The organism is Velocimicrobium porci (assembly GCF_009696045.1).
GTDB classification, from domain to species: Bacteria; Bacillota; Clostridia; order Lachnospirales; family Lachnospiraceae; genus Velocimicrobium; species Velocimicrobium porci.
Map to the genome: position 1 here is coordinate 22455 of NZ_VUMT01000017.1, position 21944 is coordinate 44398.

Here is a 21944-nt window from a genome sequence, read left to right on the forward strand (position 1 = left end):
TTGGAATATAAAGGAAAGTGCTATAAATCATATGAGAAACAGAATGGAGAGAGTTCTATGACAGAAACAAACGAAAAAGGAGAGTTATATAAATTTTCAATAAGAGAACAGCTTTTTACAATTCCTAATATTTTGAGTTATATTCGGCTTCTTTTGATACCAGTTATTATTTTTAAATATCTTCATGCAAGTTCTGTTAAAGATTATCGAATTGTGGCAGTTATTGTGGCAGTTTCAGGAATTACAGATATGCTTGACGGATTTATTGCAAGAAAACTTAACATGATAACTGAACTTGGAAAAGCATTAGATCCAGTGGCTGATAAATTGACACATATTGCACTAGTAATCTGCCTGTCTGTTCGCTATCGCTGGATGTTAAGTTTTTTAGCACTTGTAATTATAAAAGAAAGTTTTATGGGTATCATGGGAATTATTATGTTGAAAAAGAAGCAGAAAAAACTAGATGGAGCGAAATGGTTTGGAAAAGTAAGTACTGCTATTTTCGATTTCTTTATGGTTATTTTGATTTTATTTCCATCAATTCCAGAAAGTTATTCAATTGTTATGATAATGATTAGTGCAGTTTTTATGATTATTTCATTTATTGGTTATATTTTTGTTTTCCGAAAGATGTGGAAAGAAAATTAATATATAGATGCCCCTTTGCATATACATATAAAAACAGAGATTGTTTTATTTTATTGCAAGGGGGAATTTTTTATGGATACCTTTCATTTATACAAAGATATTCGGGCAAGGACAAATGGAGAAATTTATATTGGTGTTGTAGGTCCTGTACGGACGGGAAAATCTACTTTTATAAAACGTTTTATGGATCTTCTTGTTATTCCTAATATCGAAGATGTACATAATAAAGAGCGGGCAATTGATGAACTGCCACAATCTGCTGCCGGAAAAACAATTATGACAACAGAACCAAAATTTATTCCAAAAGAAGCAGTTGAAATTGCCTTTGGTAATGATGCAAAAGCTTCTGTGCGTTTAATTGATTGTGTCGGATATATGGTAGAGGGTGCAGGTGGGCATATTGAGGATGATAAAGAACGTTTAGTAAAAACACCCTGGTTTGATCATGAGATACCATTTACAGAAGCAGCAGAATTGGGAACAAAAAAGGTTATTAATGATCACTCGACAATAGGAATTGTAATTACAACAGATGGAAGTTTTGGCGATATTCCAAGAACAAGCTATCAACCAGCAGAAGAAAAAACAATTGAAGAATTAAAAAAATTAAAGAAACCTTTTATCGTATTGTTAAACACAAACAAGCCTTATTCGGAAGAAGCTGTTAATTTAGCAAATGAACTGGCTCTAAAGTATGATGTTACAGTATTGCCTACAAATTGTGAACAATTGCGAAAAGATGATATTCATATGATAATGGAACAAATATTGTCTGCGTTCCCAATTTCAAGATTAAATTTCTTTTTACCAAAATGGGCAGAAATGTTATCAAATGAACATTGGTTAAAAAAGAGCTTTATTGAATCGGTCCAAATATTATTGGAAAAGTTAACTTTAATTAAAGATGTAACACAAGAAAATCTCATGGTAGAGAATGAGTATATGAAACGTCTAAAACTTGATAAAATGCAACTTGAAAATGGAGAGGTTGATATTCATGTAGATTTTGATGATCAATATTATTATCAAATATTAAGTGATATGATAGGTGTACCAATTGATGGAGAATATCAATTGATTTCTACTCTTCGGGAACTGGCGAAAAAAAAGACTGAATATGAAAAGGTAGGAAATGCCTGCGAAGAAGTTCGTGTCAAAGGATATGGTGTTGTTACTCCATCACAGGAAGAAATTTCAGTTGAAACGCCGGAAGTAATCAAACATGGCAATAAATATGGTGTTAAAATTAGAGCAGTTGCACCTTCTATTCATATGATAAAAGCGAATATTGAAACCGAAATTGCTCCTATTGTAGGAACGAAAGAACAGGCGGAAGATTTAATTCATTATATTGAAAGTAATTCTTCTAGCGTGGAAAACGGAATATGGGATACGAATATTTTTGGAAAATCTATAAAACAGTTAGTTGATGATGGTATACATACAAAAGTAAATAAACTTACAGATGAAAGCCAAATTAAATTACAAGAAACAATACAAAAAGTGATTAATGATAGTAATGGCGGGCTTGTTTGCATTATTATATAATTTTATTTTAGTGATAAGAGGTTCAAATAGTTCCCTAAATTATAGTACATTGCATGATGTCTATGGTAGGGAACTTTTTTGCTTTATAGGAAATTTCGTCTCCTATAAAGCAAAAACGCTCCACTTTGTTCTTTGATATGAACTTACTTTGGATACTAATTCCTAGTACTTGACAAATATATTACATATTGTTATAATAGCCACGTAATATATTTAATAATTTTGTAATAATTAAAAGAGAAAATAATACAAAAAGATAGATTATGATCTTTAGGAGGTTCCAATGAACAAGCATATAGTTCGTTTTATAGCATTAGGATTGGTGGGAACTGCATTAGTGTCTAATAATGTATGTTCAGCAAGCACAGCCAATGTATTAAATAGTATGGAGGTTGCTGGTATTACCCTAAGCTTAAATAACTATGTAGAAGAAAATGTAAAAAATACGCAAACTAAAAAAGCTTCTTCCAAACAAAAAGCAGAAAAAAAAGAAGAGGAAGAATTTAAATTAAATTTAGTATATGATCGTTTAGGTGTTGCAAAAGTAAATAATTATTTGAACGTTCGTAAAAAACCAAATGAAAGTTCTAAAATTGTAGGTAAATTAACAAAAAATGCAGGATGCAATGTTTACAAAATTAAAAACGGATGGGCTAAAATTGTATCTGGTAAAGTAAAAGGCTGGGTTAGCGCCGATTATCTTGTAACAGATAAAGAGGCTGAAGAGTATGCAAAAAAAGTTGCTACCAAACAGGCAACTGTCAATACAGAAACTTTGAAAGTAAGAGCATTACCATCTACCGATTCTATTGTATCTACATTAGTTCCAATGGATGAAGAGTTAGATGTTGTAAAAGAAAATCTTACCGAAGAATATGTAAAAAATTATATCAAAAAGCAAGATGATAAATCAATTAAAAAAGGTGTTAACATGAATGAGATGTTAGACAACCTTGATAATTGGATTTGTGTAAAAGTCGATGATGAAAAACTTTTTATTTCGAAAGATTATGTTGATATTTCTTTTAAATTAGAAAGAGCAGTAAAAGCAGAAGAAGTAAAAGAAGACAAGGAAAATGGTATTACATCTGTCCGTGCGTCTATGGTAGAATTTGCAAAACAATATTTAGGAAACAGTTATGTCTATGGTGGAACAAGTTTAACGAATGGAATCGATTGTTCCGGTTTTACAATGAGAATCTACCAACATTTTGGTTATTCTATTCCTAGAACGTCTGGTGCACAGGCACAGGCTTCTGCAACAATTAATTCATCGGAGGCAAAACCGGGAGATTTATTCTTTTATGGAAATAATGGACATGTTAGTCATGTAGCTATGTATATTGGTAATGGATTAGTTATTCATGCAAGTAACCGCAGAACAGGAATTAAAATTTCTAATGCTTTTTATCGTACACCAATTAAAGTGGGAAGATTTGTAAATAACTAAGAGAACTTATATAAAGCAGAATTGTTTACAAAAGGCAAGAACAGTTTAAGTGAATTGTTTAAAGACAATCTTTAGGCTGTTCTTTTTGCTTTTTAAGATTTAACACTTGTTTTCAAGAAAATACTTATGGTATACTACTACATAGGTATGCGGAAATGGAGGGGTTATCACTATGGTAATTGTAATAATTACAGTTATTTTATTAATTGTATTATTAATAAAGTCTGTTTTAGATGAGAAAGAATATGAAAAGAAACTTGAAAAACGTTTATTAAGTCAATGGGGGCAGAAACCTAATTGTGACTATTCGTATGAAAAATTTAATTCTTTGAAAAAATATTATGAACGGCAAAAAAAATCCATTACAAATGTAGATTCAATTACTTGGAACGATATTGACATGGATGAAGTTTTTCTCTTAATAAATAATACACAATGTTCTATTGGTGAAGAATATCTTTATGCACTTCTTCACCAATTAAAATTTGAAGATTCCGAGCTAAAAGAGCGTAATCGGCTGATGGAATGTTTTATAGCAGAAGAAAAAAACCGCTTGAATCTGCAAAAGTGTTTTGCAAAAATGGGAAAATTGAATCAAATTTCATTTTATGAATATGTAAATATTGTAGACGAGATTGTACCACATAAACCATGGATTCATTATTTTTGTTGTTTTGGTCTATTAGGGACAGCTGGACTCCTTTTTATTCCCGGAGCATTAAAAATAGGGTTTCTGGTTATGTTAGGATTTGTCGTTTTTAATATTTTATATTATTATAAGCGGAAAGGACAAATAGAACGCTATCTTTCGGTGTTTTCCTATATTCTTCGCATGCTTTCAAATGTAGATGATTTAGATGCTGTTTCTTTTGATGGGATTTCTGATTATACAAATCGTCTAAACGAGATAGCAAAACAATTTAAAAAGTTTCGAAGACACTCTTATTTTTTAATCGCAGGGCGTAATATGAGCGGAAGCTTACAAGATATTATACTCGATTATATTCGAATGCTCTTTCACATTGATTTAATAAAATTCGACACTATGTTATCAGAAGTGCAGAAAAAAAAGAATTACTTGAATGAAATGTTTGAAATAATCGGTTTTCTTGATTCCATGCTTGCAGCTGCTTCATTCCGTGCTTCTTTAAATGGTAATTACTGCATTCCACAGTTGAAAAACGAAAAAACAAATCATTTAGAAGTAGAAGAAGTATATCATCCACTTATTCATAATCCTGTGAAAAATACAATCAAAGAGAATCAATGTGTTTTGTTGACCGGTTCAAATGCATCAGGAAAATCCACGTTTATAAAAACAATTGCAATCAATGCAATTTTGTCTCAGACGATTTTTACAAGTTTAAGTAAATCCTATCATGCAAATTATTTTATGGTTTATTCCTCTATGGCACTGCAGGATAGTCTGCAGACAAAGGAAAGCTATTACATTGTTGAAATTACATCATTAAAACGAATTTTAGATTTAACCAATCGTGATATTCCTATGCTATGTTTCGTGGATGAAGTGCTCCGCGGAACGAATACAATAGAACGAATTGCAGCTTCTTCACAAATTTTAAAGACATTTACAAATAGGAATACGATGTGTTTTGCTGCAACTCATGATATTGAGCTTACTTATATTTTAGAAAAATTTTATTCCAATTATCATTTTCAAGAGGAAATTAAAAATAACGAAGTGGTATTTGATTATAAATTATATAGAAACAGAGCTACTTCCAGAAATGCAATTCGGCTTTTGGGAATGTTAGGCTATGATGATTCAATCATTGCAGATGCAGATGCTGAAGTAAGTTATTTTATAAAGAACAATAATTGGAATGTACTTTCTTGAAAGGATGGAGAATTGTAATGTTAGTAAATATATATACGGATGGAGCTGCAAGAGGTAATCCGGATGGACCAGGAGGATATGGAACAATTTTAAGCTATATTGATTCCAAAGGTACAGAACATATTAGAGAATTTTCCCAAGGTTATAAAAAAACGACAAATAACAGAATGGAATTAATGGCTGCGATTGTAGGATTGGAAGCTCTCATTAAACCTTGTACGGTTCATTTATACTCCGATTCCCAATACCTTGTGAAAGCTTTTAATGAACATTGGGTTGATGGATGGATCAAAAAAGGATGGAAACGAGGAAAAAATGAACCGGTTAAAAATGTAGATTTATGGAAACGATTGCTTGCTGCAAAAGAACAACATCAGGTAACTTTTATATGGGTAAAAGGGCATGATGGGCATGCACAAAATGAACGTTGTGATGAACTTGCCACTACTGCAGCTGATGGTTGCAATTTAATTGATGACATAATAAATGAAATTTAAATAGACAAAAGAGGGAAAAAATATGGCACAAGTAACACCAATGATGCAACAATATTTATCAATAAAAAAAGATTACCAAGACTGTATTCTATTTTACCGGCTTGGCGATTTTTATGAAATGTTTTATGATGATGCGTTGACTTGCTCGAAAGAACTGGAAATTACCCTGACAGGAAAAAATTGTGGTTTAGAAGAGAGAGCTCCCATGTGTGGAGTTCCTTTTCATGCTGTAGACAGTTATTTAAGTAAGTTAATTAGTAAAGGATATAAAGTTGCAATCTGTGAGCAGGTTGAAGACCCAAAGAGCGTAAAAGGAATTGTAAAACGAGAAGTAATCCGAGTTGTAACGCCTGGAACTAATCTTAATACACAGGCACTTGATGAAACGAAGAACAACTATTTAATGAGCGTTGTATACACGACAAATGCTTATGGTATTTCTATTGTAGACATTACAACCGGTGATTATTATGTTACTGAACTAGATTCGGAGAGAAAACTGATTGATGAAATTAACAAATTTGTACCATCCGAAATTATTTGTAATGATTCTTTTTATGTATCCGGAGTTGATATTGAGGATTTAAGGGAACGGCTAAATATTTCTATTTCAGCTTTAGAACCATGGTATTTTGACGATTCCCTATGTGAACGCAGTTTGAAAGAGCATTTTAATGTAGAACATTTAAATGGACTTGGATTAGGAGATTTTACGATTGGTATTATTGCTGCCGGGTCAATTATGCAATATCTGTACGAAACCCAAAAAAATTCATTAGCCCATCTTACAAAGCTGACACCATATATTACAAGTAAATATATGCTATTAGATAGTTCCACAAGGAGAAATTTAGAGCTTGTAGAAACTTTGCGGGAAAAACAAAAACGAGGCTCTCTTCTTTGGGTGCTAGATAAAACAAAGACAGCTATGGGTGCAAGACTACTCCGTACTTATATAGAACAGCCATTGATTGAAAAGAAACAGATAACGGCAAGATTAGATGCAATTGAAGAGTTAAAAACGCATGGAATTACCCGAGAAGAACTAAGAGAATATTTGAATCCAATCTATGATTTAGAACGGCTAATTAGTAAAATCAGTTATAAAAGTGCTAATCCAAGAGATTTAATTGCATTTCAATCTTCTTTGGAAATGTTACCACCAATAAAATTATTATTAGAAGGTATGGAAAGCAAAGAGCTTCATGAAATTGATAAGAATTTAGATACGTTAGAAGATATCTGCTCGTTAATCAAAGCGTCGATTATTGATGATCCGCCGATTTCAATTCGGGAAGGTGGAATGATAAAAGATGGTTTCTCAGAAGAAGTTGATACTTTAAAAAAGGCAAAAACAGAGGGTAAAACCTGGCTTGCAGAATTAGAGGCACGGGAAAAAGAAGCGACGGGAATCAAAAATTTACGGGTAAAATATAATAAAGTATTTGGTTATTATTTAGAAGTAACCAATTCTTATAAAGAGCTTGTACCGGCTAACTGGGTTCGTAAACAGACCCTTGCTAATGCAGAGCGTTATACAACAGAGGAATTAAAAAAATTAGAAGATATTATTCTTGGTGCAGAAGATAAATTATTTAATTTAGAATATAATTTATTCTGTCAGATAAGAGATCAGATTGCAGATGAAATGATAAGAATTCAAAAGACTGCGAAAGCAGTTGCGGCAGTTGACGTCTATGCATCACTTGCATTAGTTGCGGAACGAAACAATTTTATCCGTCCTCATATCAATCAAAAGGGCGTGATACATATAAAGAACGGACGACATCCTGTTGTAGAGCAAATGATTGTAAATGGATTGTTTGTAGCAAATGATACCTATTTAGATAATGAGAAAAACAGGGTATCAATTATAACAGGACCTAATATGGCAGGCAAATCAACTTACATGCGCCAGACAGCACTTATTGTACTAATGGCACAGATTGGAAGCTTTGTTCCTGCAAGTGAAGCAGATATTGGAATTGTTGACCGAATTTTTACAAGAGTGGGTGCGTCGGATGATTTAGCATCCGGTCAAAGTACTTTTATGGTAGAAATGACAGAGGTTGCGAATATATTAAGAAATGCAACTAAGAACAGTCTTCTTATTTTGGATGAAATTGGAAGAGGAACTAGTACGTTTGACGGATTGAGTATTGCATGGGCTGTAGTCGAACACATAAGTAATCCAAAGCTACTTGGAGCAAAAACATTGTTTGCAACACATTATCATGAATTAACGGAGCTAGAGGGAAAAATTGACAGTGTAAATAACTATTGTATAGCTGTAAAAGAACAGGGAGAAGATATTGTTTTCCTTAGAAAGATAGTAAAAGGCGGTGCCGACAAAAGCTATGGAATACAGGTAGCAAAATTAGCTGGAGTACCATCAAGTGTGTTAAATCGTGCAACAGAAATTGCCCAGCAATTATCTGAGAACGACATTGCCGGAAATGCGAAAAAAATTAATATCAAAAATGAGATGGATGATACAAGCGATGATTCATTAATGGCAAAAGAAGATGAATTGGAAGATGGAGTTCAAATGTCGATTTTTGATACAATGAATAATAAAAATGCTTCTGAAGACATTCTATTAGAACTTCGGGAACTGGAATTGGCAACAATGACACCAATTGATGCTTTAAATCGACTTTACGAGCTTCAGAAGAAAGTAAAAGAACGATGGTAAAGAGGAGATAATTATATGAATCATATCACTTTGCTTGACCAAAATACAATCAATAAAATTGCTGCCGGAGAAGTAGTAGAACGTCCAGCAGCGGTTGTAAAAGAATTAGTAGAAAATTCAATTGATGCAAAAGCGAATGTTATCACAGTAGAAATAAAAGAAGGTGGTATAAGCTTTATACGCATAACGGATAACGGAACTGGTATCGAGAAAAGTGAGATTCCTATTGCATTCAAAAGGCATTCTACAAGTAAAATACGATCGGTTGAGGATTTAATTACTGTATCAAGTCTGGGCTTTCGTGGGGAAGCACTTGCCAGTATAGCTGCTGTTTCTCAAATTGAACTTGTAACAAAAACAAATGGTTCTTTAACAGGTTCGCGGTATTTAATTGAAGGCGGAGAAGAAAAATCGTTAGAGGAAATTGGCTGTCCGGAAGGTACAACATTTCTTATGCGTAATTTGTTTTATAATACGCCGGCAAGAAGAAAATTCCTAAAATCTTCGATGACCGAAGCAAGTTATATCTCTGATCTGGTAGAACGTATGGCGGTTTCCCATCCGAATATTTCTTTTAAATTTTTAAACAATAATCAGTTGAAGCTTCATACTTCAGGAAACGGACAAATGAAAGAAGTTATTTATCATATTTATGGTCGTGAGATTGCCAGCCAATTACTTCCTGTATTCTTTGAAGATGGCTTTTTAAAAATATCCGGATTTATAGGAAAGCCAATTATTTCCCGGGGAAACCGTAATTACATGAATTATTTTATAAATGGGCGCTATATTAAAAGCTCTGTAATAAATAAGGCAATTGAGGAGGCATATAAACCTTATACAATGGCTCACCGATATCCGTTTACCTGCCTTTTATTTGAGATTGAAAGTGAACGGATTGATGTTAATGTTCATCCAACGAAAATGGAAGTACGGTTTACCCACCAGGAAGAATTGTTCCGAATTCTATATGATGTTCTTTCTGAGTGTTTAAGGCAAAGAGAATTAATACCAGAGATTCAATTAGGTTTGGAAAAAAAAGAAAAAATAAAATTAGAAAATAAAATAGCTGAACCATTTGAGGTAAACCGACGAATGGAGGAAAACAATAAAGAAAAAATCTCAGATGTACCAAAGAATTTTGATATGTCGCCATTTGAGATATTATCCAAAGAATCAATAAAAAGAGAGGATATTAATAATGTTTCTGAAGACCTTATAAAAGAAAATAAGGCAGTTTATGAAGCAAAGCCTCAGCAATTAAATTTATTTGAAGAAAGATTGTTAAGTAAAGAAGCCGTAAAACAGCATCGAATCATTGGGCAATTATTTTCAACCTATTGGATTGTTGAATATCAGGACAAAATGTTTTTGATTGATCAGCATGCTGCACATGAAAAAGTATTATACGAAAGAACAATGAAGACTCTTGAGAATAAACAGCATAATTCTCAGATGTTAAAACCGCCTATTATATTATCTTTGAATCTTCGGGAACAAGAGGTTCTTATGACACATATGGAGATGTTTAGACAGCTAGGTTTTGAAATTGAACCATTTGGAGGCAAGGAATATTCTGTACATGCTGTTCCAAATGATTTATATAATATTGCTCAAAGGGATTTATTAATTGAAGTAATTGATAATTTAGCAAATGAGGATGGAAAGCATAAACCGGATATCTTGTTGGAGAAAGTTGCATCTATGTCATGTAAAGCAGCGGTTAAGGGGCATCAGACTCTTTCTTATGCAGAGGCGAAAGAGTTGATAAATGAATTGCTTACACTTGAAAATCCTTATCATTGTCCTCATGGAAGACCTACAATTGTATCAATGTCGAAATATGAAATTGAAAAGAAATTTAAACGTATTGTATAAATGAAACTATTTTATATAATAGATTATATAGAACGCGGAGGATGGAAATGAAACAGCCACTAATTGTATTAACAGGGCCAACGGCAGTTGGAAAGACCGAACTTTCCATAGAGCTCGCTAAGCTTGTAAATGGAGAAATTATATCTGCAGATTCCATGCAGGTTTACCGGCATATGGATATTGGAACAGCTAAAATTACACCAGAAGAAATGCAGGGTGTAAAACATTATCTGATTGATGTATTAAATCCGGATGAAGAATTCAATATTGTTTTATTCCAGACACTTGCGAAACAGGCAATGAAAGAAATTTATGAAAAGGGGAAAATTCCAATTTTAGTTGGTGGGACAGGCTTTTACATTCAGTCGGTTTTGTATGATATTGATTTTACTAAAACCCAAACCGATTCTACCTATCGTATGGAATTAGAGAGCCTGGCAAAGGAAAAAGGTGCTTTTTACCTTCATGAGCAGTTGCAAAAAATTGATCCTGCTTCTGCTAAAAAAATTCATGCCAATAATATAAAGCGGGTTATACGTGCTTTAGAGTTTTATAAATTAACTGGAAAAAAAATTTCAGAACACAATGAAAAAGAACAAAGTAAGGAATCTCCGTATAATTTTGCCTATTTTGTATTAAATCAGGATAGAAAAGTTTTGTATGAACGGATTGACAAACGGGTAGACAATATGGTAAAACATGGTTTGATTCAAGAAGTTAAATCTTTGTATGAAAAAGGTTATCAGAAAAATTTGGTATCTATACAGGGACTTGGCTATAAAGAAATCATTTCTTACCTGGAAGGTGATTGTACTTTAGAAGAGGCAGTCTATATATTAAAACGGGATACAAGACATTTTGCAAAGCGTCAGATTACTTGGTTTAAAAGAGAAAAGGAAGTAATTTGGGTCGATAAACAAAATAAAACAGAAGATGAAATTCTTGCAATATTAAAACAGGAATTAAAAAAGAAATTAATATTAAAGGATGAGTAAAATGAAAGAACAGTTAAATACTATGTATAAGGATTTATCAATTGACGAAAAAGTATTGGCTTATTGCGATAAGATTTTAGAAGATTTAAAACCACGTTTTCAAAAAATTGATGAAGTCGCAGAATACAATCAGCTTAAAGTAATTAAAGCAATGCAGGAAAATCGTGTAAGTGATGTCCATTTTGCTGCTACAACCGGATATGGCTATAACGATTTGGGAAGAGATACGTTGGAAGCTGTTTATGCTTCGGCTTTTCATGCGGAAGCTGCATTAGTACGACCACAACTTACATGTGGAACTCATGCGCTTAGTACTGCATTGTCTGCCAATTTAAGACCGGGAGATGAGCTATTATCCCCTGTTGGAAAGCCTTATGACACTTTAGAAGGTGTTATCGGCATTAATCCTTCCAAGGGTTCTCTGGCTGAATACGGAGTTACTTATGCACAAGTTGATTTACTTCCGGATGGAAACTTTGATTATGATGGAATCCGTAACGCAATTAATGAAAAAACGAAAATGGTAACAATCCAGCGTTCAAAAGGATATGCGACAAGACCTACTTTATCCGTTGAGCGAATCGGTGAATTAATTTCATTCATTAAAAGTATAAAATCAGATATTATTTGTATGGTAGATAACTGTTATGGAGAATTTGTAGAAACAATAGAGCCTACGGATGTCGGAGCTGATCTTTGTGTTGGTTCACTTATTAAAAATCCTGGTGGTGGACTTGCACCAATCGGTGGATATATTGTTGGAAAAGAAGAATATGTGGAAAATGCAGCTTTTCGGTTAACTTCACCGGGACTTGGAAAAGAAGTCGGAGCTTCCCTTGGATTAAATGGTCAGCTTTTTCAAGGATTTTTTATGGCTCCACAAGTTGTATCAGGTGCTTTAAAAGGTGCTATTTTTGCTGCAAATGCCTATGAAAAATTAGGTTTTCCGGTTATTCCAAATGGAACAGAACCTAGATATGATATTATACAGGCAGTCACATTGGGATCTGCAGAAGCAATTATTGCTTTTTGTAAAGGAATTCAAAGTGCTGCTCCAGTTGACAGCTTTGTTACTCCGGAACCTTGGGCGATGCCGGGATATCATTCCGATGTTATCATGGCAGCTGGTGCATTTATTCAAGGATCTTCCATTGAATTAAGTGCGGATGCTCCAATTGAACCACCGTATGCGGTCTATTTTCAAGGTGGACTTACATGGTATCATGCAAAGTTTGGAATACTTATGTCATTACAGAAACTTTATGAAGAAAATTTAATAAAATTGTAATGTATACAAATAAAGTGTTTTGTGATAAAATGTAATTTGGAGTTTGAGCGGATATCAAGTGATTGAGTGTGCAGTAAGGAGCACATCATGAAACAAGTTCATATTACAGTTAAAAATTTGCCAAGTTCAGAACGACCTTATGAGAAAATGGAACATTATGGTGCAGGAGTATTATCCGATGCAGAATTGCTTGCTATTATTATTCGCACAGGGACAAATGGAGAACGCTCTGTTGATGTCGCATCGAGAATATTAAAAACTGCTAATAATGTAAATGGTCTTCTAGGTTTAAATCAAATGTCAATTCGTGAACTTATGACCATTAATGGAATTGGAAGAGTAAAAGCAATTCAATTAAAGGCAGTTTTTGAGCTTGCTAGGAGAATATCAAAAGCAACAAAAAATCAGACAAGTTGTTTTACCAGCCCTAGACAAATAGCGGATTATTATATGGAAGATATGCGTCATCTTCAACATGAAGAGATACTGCTAATTATGATGAATTCAAAAAGTCAGATAGTAAAAGAAGAACGAATTTCCGTTGGGACGGTGAATGCTTCCATCCTGTCACCAAGAGAGGTATATGTATGTGCTCTAAAAAATAGTGCCGTGCATATTGTATTAATTCACAATCACCCAAGCGGAGATCCGACTCCCAGCAAAGAAGACATACAGATTACTAAAAAGATTAAAGATGCTGGTAAATTAATTGGAATTGGATTGATGGATCATATTATAATTGGTGATAATAAATATGTCAGTTTAAGAGAGAAAGGATTTTTATAATGTCAAAAAAGATGTTTGGTATAGATTTAGGTACAAGTAAATTAAAGATTTATAAAAAAGGAGAAGGAATTGTTTTAGATGAAAAAAATGTCATTGCGATTGCAAATAAAAAGAACTTATTTGCAGCCGGTAATGAGGCATATGAAATGTGTGAAAAAGCTCCTGTTAATATTTCGGTATCTTATCCGGTAAAATTTGGTGTTATCGCAGAAATCGCTCATATGCAGATGCTTCTCAATCATTTCTTTGATCAGCTGATTGGCAAGAAAAAAACTTTTGGTAATGCAGTTGATTTCCTAATAGCAGTTCCTACTGATATTACAGAGGTAGAAAAGAAATCTTTCTACGATTTAATCAATAATTCAAATGTCAAGTCAAAAACAATCGGAGTAGTTGAAAAGCCTCTTGCTACAGCTTTAGGAATGGGATTAGATATCTATAATGCCCATGGGATTTTAACGGTAGATATGGGAGCTGAAACAACGGAGATTTCAATTCTTTCTCTTGGTGGAATTGTATTAAGTAAACTTATTCCAATCGGTGGAAGTCGAATTGATGAGGCAATCAAATTATTTGTTAAAAAACGTTATAATTTGGTAATTGGTAATAAAACAGCAGAGTTTATTAAACAAAACCTTGTTTCTGCATTTCCAGGTGAAAAGGAAACGGTATCTGCCTGTGGAAGAAATGTTGTGACAGGACTTCCATGTGAAATGGAAATTTCCTCTGAAGAGGTGAATGAAGTTGTAAAAGAACATTTAATTACAATTATTGAAGCAGTAAGAATTATTTTAGAAAGAACTCCACCAGAAATTTCAGCTGACATTTATCGTTCCGGTTTATATCTGACCGGAGGTGCTTCTCAATTAAGAGATTTAGATCGTTTGTTTAACCATGAAACAGCATTAAAGGTCAATCTATCTGATGATCCGGAAAATACAGTTGCAAATGGTCTAGGTGAATTAATTGAAAATCTGGGAACAAATAAACTTTCTGCTAATATTATCCAGACTATGAATGGAAAAAAGAAATAAACCTGGCAGGAGGTAATATAAATGAGACGTAGAACAAAAATAACAATTAATCCAAAGTATCTGTTAATTCTATGTTCTATTTTATGTGTTGGATTGATTATCATATCCTATCGATATAAAGAAAAAGTTGCTCCTGTCAAAACGCTTGCAGAAGAAATTGTTGCACCAATGCAAAAAGGAATTAACCATGTCGGACTTTGGATTGCTGACAAAAAAGAAATCTTTACGTCTATGCAGACATTAATTGGCGAAAATAAAAAGCTAAAAGAAGAATTAGACAATATATCTTATGAAAATAAGATATTAAAACAAGAAAAATATGAATTAGAAGATCTTAGAGAATTATATGAGCTTGACAAAAAATATGCAAGCTATCCTAAAGTTGCTGCAAGAGTTATTAGTAAAGACAGCAATAACTGGTATAATCAATTTTGCATTGATAAAGGCTCAAAGGATGGTATTTCAAAAAACATGAATGTTTTGGCCGGTGACGGATTGGTTGGTATTGTCACTGAGGTAGGGAGTAACTGGTCAAAAGTACGCACAATTATTGATGACCAGAGCAACGTCAGTGGTATGTCATTAAAATCTTCTGATATTTGTAATGTAAAAGGAAATTTAGAATTAATTGACAAAGGATTGATTGAAATTGAACTTGTAGATAAGGCTGCTGATATAAAAGAAGGAGATGAAATTGTTACATCTCATATTAGCGATAAATTTTTACAGGGAATTTTAATTGGTTATGTTAAAAGTATTGATGTAGATGCTTCTAACACGACAAAATCAGGATATTTAACACCTGCCGTATCTTTTGATTCTTTGGATACTGTATTAGTTATTACAGAATTGAAAAAAGAATTACCAAAAGAAGCAATTAACTATTAAAGCAAGGAAGTGTAGAAATGAAACGAGTAATTACAATCCTATTCACCGTATTAATCTGTTTTTTATTACAGACTACGATATTTCAGGCACTTGCTTTAGCTGACGTAGTTCCTAACCTATTACTCATAGTAACAGTTGCATTTGGTTACATGCGTGGTGAAAAAGAAGGAATTTTCGTTGGTCTTTTTTGTGGATTGCTCATTGACTGTGTATTTGGAGATATAATCGGAATATGTAGTCTGATTTATATGGTAGTTGGATACTTAAATGGTCTTTGTAATAAGTTATATTATAGTGAACACATAACAGTAACTGTTACACTAGTAGCATTAAGTGATTTGATTTATAACTTCTTCTATTATATAATTGAATTTTTATTCCGTAATCGGTTAAACTTTTTCTTTTATTTGAGAAGAATTATTATACCGGAATTAGTATATACCGTATTAATTTCTATCTTATTATATAAATTGCTACATACGATAAATAACTTATTAGAACAATCAGAACAAAAGGAGGCTTAGAATGTTTGATTCGTTTATGAACTGGCTAAAGGATGTAAAAAAATCCCGCCTGTTTCCTATTTCTATTATATTTTTCCTTTTGTTCTCTATTTTAATTCATCAGCTCTTTGTATTACAAATTGTAAATGGTGAGCAATATGAAAAAGAAAGTGAATATAGAGATGAAAAGCCAAGGGAATTAAAAAGCACAAGAGGTAATATTCTCGACCGGAAAGGAAAAGTATTGGCATACGATGAATTATCGTATTCGGTAACAATCGAAGATACCGGTGAGCTGGAAACGAATGAAGAAAAAAATCGTATGATTTATGACCTAATTCAACTGATTGAAGAGCATGGGGATAAATTAGATACAGATTTTCCAATCAAACTAAATGAAAATAATGAATTTGAATTTACAGTAGAGGGCAATTCTCTGTTAAGGTTTAAAAAAGATGTATATTCTCTACAGGCATCTGATAAATTAAGCGATGAACAGATTTCAATTTCAGCAAAAGAAATGTTTCATTACATTCGAAGCTCTACTGAAAAATCCAGTCCTAAATTTGAAATAGATGATTCTTACAGTGAGCAGGATGCTTTGAAGATTATGTCGATTCGGTATTCCCTTTATTTAAATCGTTATCATCGATATGATCCTACAACAGTTGCGGTAAATGTAAGTGATAAGACAGTTGCTGCAATCAAAGAGAATAGTGCAGATTTGCCTGGTGTTGAGATTTCTCAAGAGACTTATCGTGTTTATAAAGACAGTAAATATTTCGCCCAGATGCTTGGTTACACTGGAACAATAAATGCGGAAGAATTAGCGGCATTAGATAGCAAAGAGAGAAAAAAATATACTTCTACCGACCAAATTGGTAAAAAAGGGCTAGAAAAAGAATATGAGTCCTATTTGCATGGTGAAAAAGGAAAAGAAACAGTAGTTGTAAATGAAAGTAAGCGGGTTGTAGGTGTAAAAGAGAGGGTTGAACCGACTGCCGGTAATGATTTATATCTGACAATTGATGCTGATTTACAAAAACAATGTTATGATATACTGGAAAAAGAAATTGCCGGTATCCTTTTATCACAAATAAATAATGGAATGGATGTCGGAAGCAAAGGGACTTCTGGAGCAGATATTAAAATTCCAATCTATGATGTTTATTTTTCTCTGATTGACAATAATTCCATTGATATATCAACGTTAAATGATAAAGATGCTACAAACTTGGAAAAGAAAGTTTATAAAAAATTCCAGCAGGAACAAAAGTCTGTACTAAATAAGTTGAATACAACACTAGCTCATGACTATAATAAATCAAATGAAGCTTCTGGTAAAAATATGGAAGAATATTTAAACTATATTTATTCTATGTTAATCAAAAAGGAAATATTAATTTCTGATAAAATTGACAGAGAAGATAAAATGTATCTGGATTATGCGGATTCTAAAATTAGCTTAAGTAAATTTCTTCAGTATGCGTTATCCAATAACTGGATTGACTTATCAAAGCTTGAAATTGGTGATGAATTTTATAGTACAAAAGAGCTGTATGGAAAACTTGTCGATTATATGAAAGAACTTTTATTAACCGACATTGAATTTAGCAAAAAGTTATATCACACATTAATTTATAATTTTGAATTATCCGGAACCGATATTTGTCTTCTATTATACGACCAAGGTGTGTTAAAATATAATGAAGCTGATATTAATAAGTTAAAATCAGGTAATATTTCTGCTTATAATTTTATACGCGATAAGATTAAAAAGCTTGAAATTACACCGGCACAACTTGCATTAGAACCTTGTTCCGGTTCAATTGTAGTGACTGATCCAAATACAGGTGAGGTTCGTGCACTTGTAAGCTATCCGGGATATGACAATAATAAATTGGCAAACAGCGTAGATGCAAAATATTATTCTTATCTAGAGTCAAATTCATCTGCCCCAATGCTAAACCGACCTTTACAGTCAGCGTCTGCACCCGGTTCAACATTTAAAATGTTGACATCTGTAGTAGCTTTAGAAGAAGGCGTTGTGACACCAACAGAAAAAATATTGGACAAACACCAATTTACAAAAATCGATGCAAATAATGGTCCAAAATGTTGGAGTGGAAGCTCTCACGGCAAGATAGATATTTCAGATGCAATTCAAGTGTCTTGTAACTATTTCTTTTATGAAATGGGGTATCGATTGAGTCTTGATAATGGAGAATATAATAGCAAGAAAGGTCTTGCCAGAATTCGCAAATATGCTAAAATGTTTGGTCTTGATTCAAAATCAGGAATCGAACTTTATGAATATAAACCTAATATTTCAACAGAAGATTCTGTACGTTCTGCAATTGGGCAGGGTAATAACAATTATACTCCCGCTGAGATTGCACGTTACGTTACAACAGTAGCAAATCGAGGAACTTGTTATGATTTAACAATTGTAGACAAGGTAAAAGACTTAGATGGTAATGTCTTATTAAATAATAAGGCAAAAGTACACAATCAGGTAAATATTAAGGATTCTACATGGGATGCGGTACATTCTGGTACTTATAAAGTAGTAAATGGACCAAGAAGCTCTATTTCTTCTTTATTTAGTAAGCTTAATGTAAAAGTTGCCGGTAAAACAGGAACTGCACAGGAGAGTAAATCAAAGCCAAACCATGCTTTGTTTGTTTCCTTTGCTCCATATGAAGATCCTGAAATTTCTGTTTCTGTTGTAATACAAAATGGTTATACATCAAGCAATGCAGCAGAAGTTGCAAGAAATGTATATAAATATTATTTTAAATCCGATTCAGATGAAAAAAATGAAAAAGAAAAAGAAGAAGGAGTTAACACACCTGAATTGGGTACTCAGACATACACAGATTAATGAAGCAGGAGGTAGTTATGAGTAGCAGCCCAGTTATGATAAAGGGAACAAAATCTGGTATCATTCTTGTCTTAGATAAAACAACAGATTTTGAAGAACTAAAGACAGAAATTGCCAAGAAATTTAAAAGTTCTTCCAAATTTCTTGGTAATGCAACACTTGCACTTACTTTTGATGGAAAATCTCTTTCTGATAAAGAGCAGATGGAAGTCATTGACATTATTCACAGTAATTCAAATTTAAATATAGCATGTGTTGTAGAAACTAATGCAGAAAAAGAAGAATTACTAAAGAAAAGTTTAAATGAACATCTAATGGAGCTGACAACCAATTCAGGTCAATTTTACAAGGGAAATCTTCGTTCAGGACAAGTATTAGAATCAGAAACAAGTATTATTGTACTTGGGGATGTAAATCCCGGATCAAAAATTGTTTCAAAGGGGAATATTATAATACTTGGAACATTAAAAGGTACAGCCTATGCTGGTGCTTCTGGCAATGAGGGAGCATTTGTTATGGCGCTTGATATGCTTCCAATGCAGATTCGAATTGCCGATATTATTGCTCGCTCTTCGGATGAGAAACCAAGAAAGCATGAACCAAAAGAACCAAAGATTGCTTATGTAGAAGATGGAAATATTTATATAGAACCATTTAGTAAGGATGTCGTAAATGATATTCGATATTTCAAATAAATGGAAAGAATAAGGAGGATATAAATTAATGGGAGAAGTAATAGTTATTACATCCGGTAAAGGTGGAGTTGGTAAAACAACCACTACAGCAAATGTAGGTACAGGTTTGGCAAAGTTAAATAAAAAAGTAGTATTAATTGATACAGATATAGGTTTAAGAAATCTTGATGTAGTAATGGGACTTGAAAACCGTATTGTTTATAATTTAGTTGACGTTGTTGAAGGAAACTGCCGTATTAAACAGGCATTAATCAAGGATAAAAGATATCCAAATCTTTACCTTTTACCTTCTGCACAAACAAGAGATAAAACATCTGTTTCTCCAGAACAGATGAAAAAACTTTCAGATGAATTAAGAGAAGAGTTTGATTACATATTAATGGATTGTCCAGCTGGAATTGAACAGGGATTTAAAAATGCAATTGCCGGTGCGGACAGAGCATTAGTTGTTACAACACCAGAAGTTTCTGCTGTCCGTGATGCTGATCGAATTATCGGCTTGTTGGAAGCAAATGAAATTAAAAATACACATTTAATTGTAAACCGTTTAAGATCCGATATGGTAAAACGTGGTGATATGATGTCAAGTGATGATGTAGTTGAAATTCTGGCTGTTGATTTGATTGGTGTTGTTCCTGATGATGAAAGTGTTGTTATATCTACAAACCAGGGTGAACCACTAGTTGGTAACGAATCCTTAGCCGGTCAGGCATACTTAAACATTTGTCATAGACTCTTAGGAGAAGAAGTACCATTTTTAGATTTAAATGCAAAAAATAGTTTAATGGCAAGATTGGCTGGCATTTTCAAAAAAAACTAAGGAGGGAGTACTATGGGATTTTCAGAATTCTTTAAAAGGAAGTCTTCTAGCAATGTTGCCAAAGACAGACTAAAACTTGTTTTGGTATCCGATCGGGCAAATTGTTCTCCCGAGATTATGGAACAGATGAAAAATGATATCATCAAAGTAATCTCAAAATATGTGGAGATTGATGTCGATGGTTTAGATATTAAAATAACCCAAACAGAAATAGAAGGGGATAATGGAACAGTTCCTGCACTTTTTGCTAACATACCAATCAAAGATTTAAAAAATCAAAAAATGTAAGGATGATTTTCCATGTTTAATTTTAAACTATATAATTTTAAGCGCTATAATTTCTATTTAATTGCTGTTGTAATTATTTTAGGACTTTGCAGCTCATATTTTGTAAAGCAGGCCGGAGGCACAGAATTTGGTGCCAGCAATTTTAAAAAGCAGATTATTGGTTTAATAATTGGACTTGCTGTTGCTATTTTCGTGTCGCTTGTTGATTACCATTTTATAACGCAGTTTTCACTTGTATATTATATAATTGGTACTTTATTAGTTGCAGGAACAAAATTTTCTCCACTTGGAACAGACCTTTCAACAGGTTCTTATCGGTGGTTAAAACTTCCCGGGCTTAATTTTCAGCCTGCAGAATTAATGAAAATATTATTAATCTTATCGCTGGCGGTATTTTTATGCAAGTATGAAGATTACATGGATCAATTTCGAATTGTTATATTTGCTGGAATTGTTATGGCAATTCCGACAAGTTTTGTACTTGTTCAATCCGATTTATCTTCTAGTGTAGTTATGATGTTTATTTTTGCAATGATGATTTTTGCTGCAGGTCTAAGCTATAGGATTATAGCACCTATATTAGCAGTTGGAATACCAGCTTTTTTAGTAGTTTTCTGGTATATACAGCAACCATATCAAAAGCTTATATCTGATTATCAGCAAATGAGAATTGTCGGATTTTTAAATCCTGAATTATATGACAATTCTATTATGTATCAGCAAAATTATTCTATTCAGGCGATTGCTTCTGGACGTTTAATCGGAAAATTATTTATGAATAATGCCTCTGATAGCCGTGGGTATCGTTATGTTGATGTCATTGAAAGTGATTTTATTTTTACAGTAATTGGAGAAGAGGTTGGATTTATCGGTAGTTGTGTTATAATAGGATTATTAGCAACTGTAGTTATTATGTGCCTACGAATTGCAAACAGAGCAAGTGACAGGTTAGGAATGTTGATTGCAATTGGGGTAGCTTCTATGTTTATGTTTCAAATATTTGCTAATATTGGGGTAGCTTCTAGAATTTTACCAAATACAGGGTTACCATTACCATTTTTAAGCTCTGGTATTAGTTCGATGTTAAGCAGTATGCTTGGAATTGGACTTGTGCTGAATGTTGGAATTCAGACATCTAGAAGTAAATACGGGGGATTCTCCATGCTATAATAATAAAATAACAGAA

Annotated in this window: 18 protein-coding genes; all 18 read left to right on the forward strand. The window is 33.0% G+C overall.

Annotated features, from left to right (window positions below):
• The first annotated feature begins 57 nt into the window (after positions 1-57).
• The 18 genes from FYJ58_RS10895 to FYJ58_RS10980 all read left to right on the forward strand — a co-directional run bounded on the left by FYJ58_RS10895 (position 58) and on the right by FYJ58_RS10980 (position 21928).
• A complete protein-coding gene (locus tag FYJ58_RS10895) occupies positions 58-651 on the forward strand; it encodes a CDP-alcohol phosphatidyltransferase family protein (RefSeq protein WP_154519754.1) in 594 nt (197 codons plus the stop codon).
• A 72-nt stretch (positions 652-723) separates the two neighbouring features.
• Complete coding sequence (gene spoIVA, locus FYJ58_RS10900; protein ID WP_154519755.1) at positions 724-2199, forward strand: stage IV sporulation protein A; 1476 nt, start codon at positions 724-726, stop codon at positions 2197-2199.
• Between the two features lie 283 nt (positions 2200-2482).
• Positions 2483-3649 carry a C40 family peptidase gene (locus tag FYJ58_RS10905; protein WP_154519756.1) on the forward strand — a complete coding sequence of 389 codons (1167 nt, stop codon included), beginning with the start codon at positions 2483-2485 and terminating at the stop codon, positions 3647-3649.
• Positions 3650-3821: 172 nt separating this feature from the next.
• Positions 3822-5507 carry a MutS-related protein gene (locus tag FYJ58_RS10910; protein ID WP_154519757.1) on the forward strand — a complete coding sequence of 562 codons (1686 nt, stop codon included), beginning with the start codon at positions 3822-3824 and terminating at the stop codon, positions 5505-5507.
• Positions 5508-5524: 17 nt separating this feature from the next.
• Positions 5525-6004: a ribonuclease HI gene (gene rnhA, locus FYJ58_RS10915; RefSeq protein WP_154519758.1), complete on the forward strand. Its 480-nt coding sequence runs from the start codon at positions 5525-5527 to the stop codon at positions 6002-6004.
• 22 nt (positions 6005-6026) lie between these two features.
• Positions 6027-8699 (forward strand): DNA mismatch repair protein MutS, encoded by a 2673-nt coding sequence (gene mutS, locus FYJ58_RS10920; protein WP_154519759.1) that lies wholly within the window; start codon positions 6027-6029, stop codon positions 8697-8699.
• 15 nt (positions 8700-8714) lie between these two features.
• Positions 8715-10577: a DNA mismatch repair endonuclease MutL gene (gene mutL / locus FYJ58_RS10925; protein WP_154519760.1), complete on the forward strand. Its 1863-nt coding sequence runs from the start codon at positions 8715-8717 to the stop codon at positions 10575-10577.
• A 47-nt stretch (positions 10578-10624) separates the two neighbouring features.
• Positions 10625-11572 carry a tRNA (adenosine(37)-N6)-dimethylallyltransferase MiaA gene (miaA, locus tag FYJ58_RS10930; RefSeq protein ID WP_205839241.1) on the forward strand — a complete coding sequence of 316 codons (948 nt, stop codon included), beginning with the start codon at positions 10625-10627 and terminating at the stop codon, positions 11570-11572.
• A 1-nt stretch (position 11573) separates the two neighbouring features.
• Positions 11574-12860 carry a methionine gamma-lyase family protein gene (locus FYJ58_RS10935; protein WP_154519762.1) on the forward strand — a complete coding sequence of 429 codons (1287 nt, stop codon included), beginning with the start codon at positions 11574-11576 and terminating at the stop codon, positions 12858-12860.
• An 87-nt stretch (positions 12861-12947) separates the two neighbouring features.
• Positions 12948-13646 (forward strand): RadC family protein, encoded by a 699-nt coding sequence (radC, locus tag FYJ58_RS10940; protein WP_154519763.1) that lies wholly within the window; start codon positions 12948-12950, stop codon positions 13644-13646.
• The gene (mreB, locus tag FYJ58_RS10945) at positions 13646-14680 is read left to right on the forward strand and encodes a rod shape-determining protein (protein WP_154519764.1); all 1035 of its coding nucleotides are present in this window, start codon (positions 13646-13648) and stop codon (positions 14678-14680) included. The genes radC and mreB overlap by 1 nt, the downstream gene beginning before the upstream one ends.
• 21 nt (positions 14681-14701) lie before the next feature.
• Complete coding sequence (gene mreC / locus FYJ58_RS10950) at positions 14702-15568, forward strand: rod shape-determining protein MreC (RefSeq protein ID WP_154519765.1); 867 nt, start codon at positions 14702-14704, stop codon at positions 15566-15568.
• Between the two features lie 17 nt (positions 15569-15585).
• A complete protein-coding gene (mreD, locus tag FYJ58_RS10955; protein ID WP_154519766.1) occupies positions 15586-16092 on the forward strand; it encodes a rod shape-determining protein MreD in 507 nt (168 codons plus the stop codon).
• Position 16093: 1 nt separating this feature from the next.
• Positions 16094-18955, forward strand: coding sequence for a penicillin-binding transpeptidase domain-containing protein (locus tag FYJ58_RS10960; protein WP_154519767.1), 2862 nt, complete (start codon positions 16094-16096; stop codon positions 18953-18955).
• Between the two features lie 17 nt (positions 18956-18972).
• Complete coding sequence (minC, locus tag FYJ58_RS10965; RefSeq protein ID WP_154519768.1) at positions 18973-19650, forward strand: septum site-determining protein MinC; 678 nt, start codon at positions 18973-18975, stop codon at positions 19648-19650.
• A 28-nt stretch (positions 19651-19678) separates the two neighbouring features.
• Entirely contained in the window at positions 19679-20470 is a 792-nt protein-coding gene (minD, locus tag FYJ58_RS10970; RefSeq protein ID WP_154519769.1) for a septum site-determining protein MinD, read from the forward strand.
• A 12-nt stretch (positions 20471-20482) separates the two neighbouring features.
• Positions 20483-20758, forward strand: a complete 276-nt coding sequence (gene minE, locus FYJ58_RS10975; protein ID WP_154519770.1) for a cell division topological specificity factor MinE — start codon at positions 20483-20485, stop codon at positions 20756-20758.
• A 12-nt stretch (positions 20759-20770) separates the two neighbouring features.
• Positions 20771-21928: an FtsW/RodA/SpoVE family cell cycle protein gene (locus tag FYJ58_RS10980; RefSeq protein WP_154519771.1), complete on the forward strand. Its 1158-nt coding sequence runs from the start codon at positions 20771-20773 to the stop codon at positions 21926-21928.
• The last annotated feature ends 16 nt before the right edge of the window (positions 21929-21944 follow it).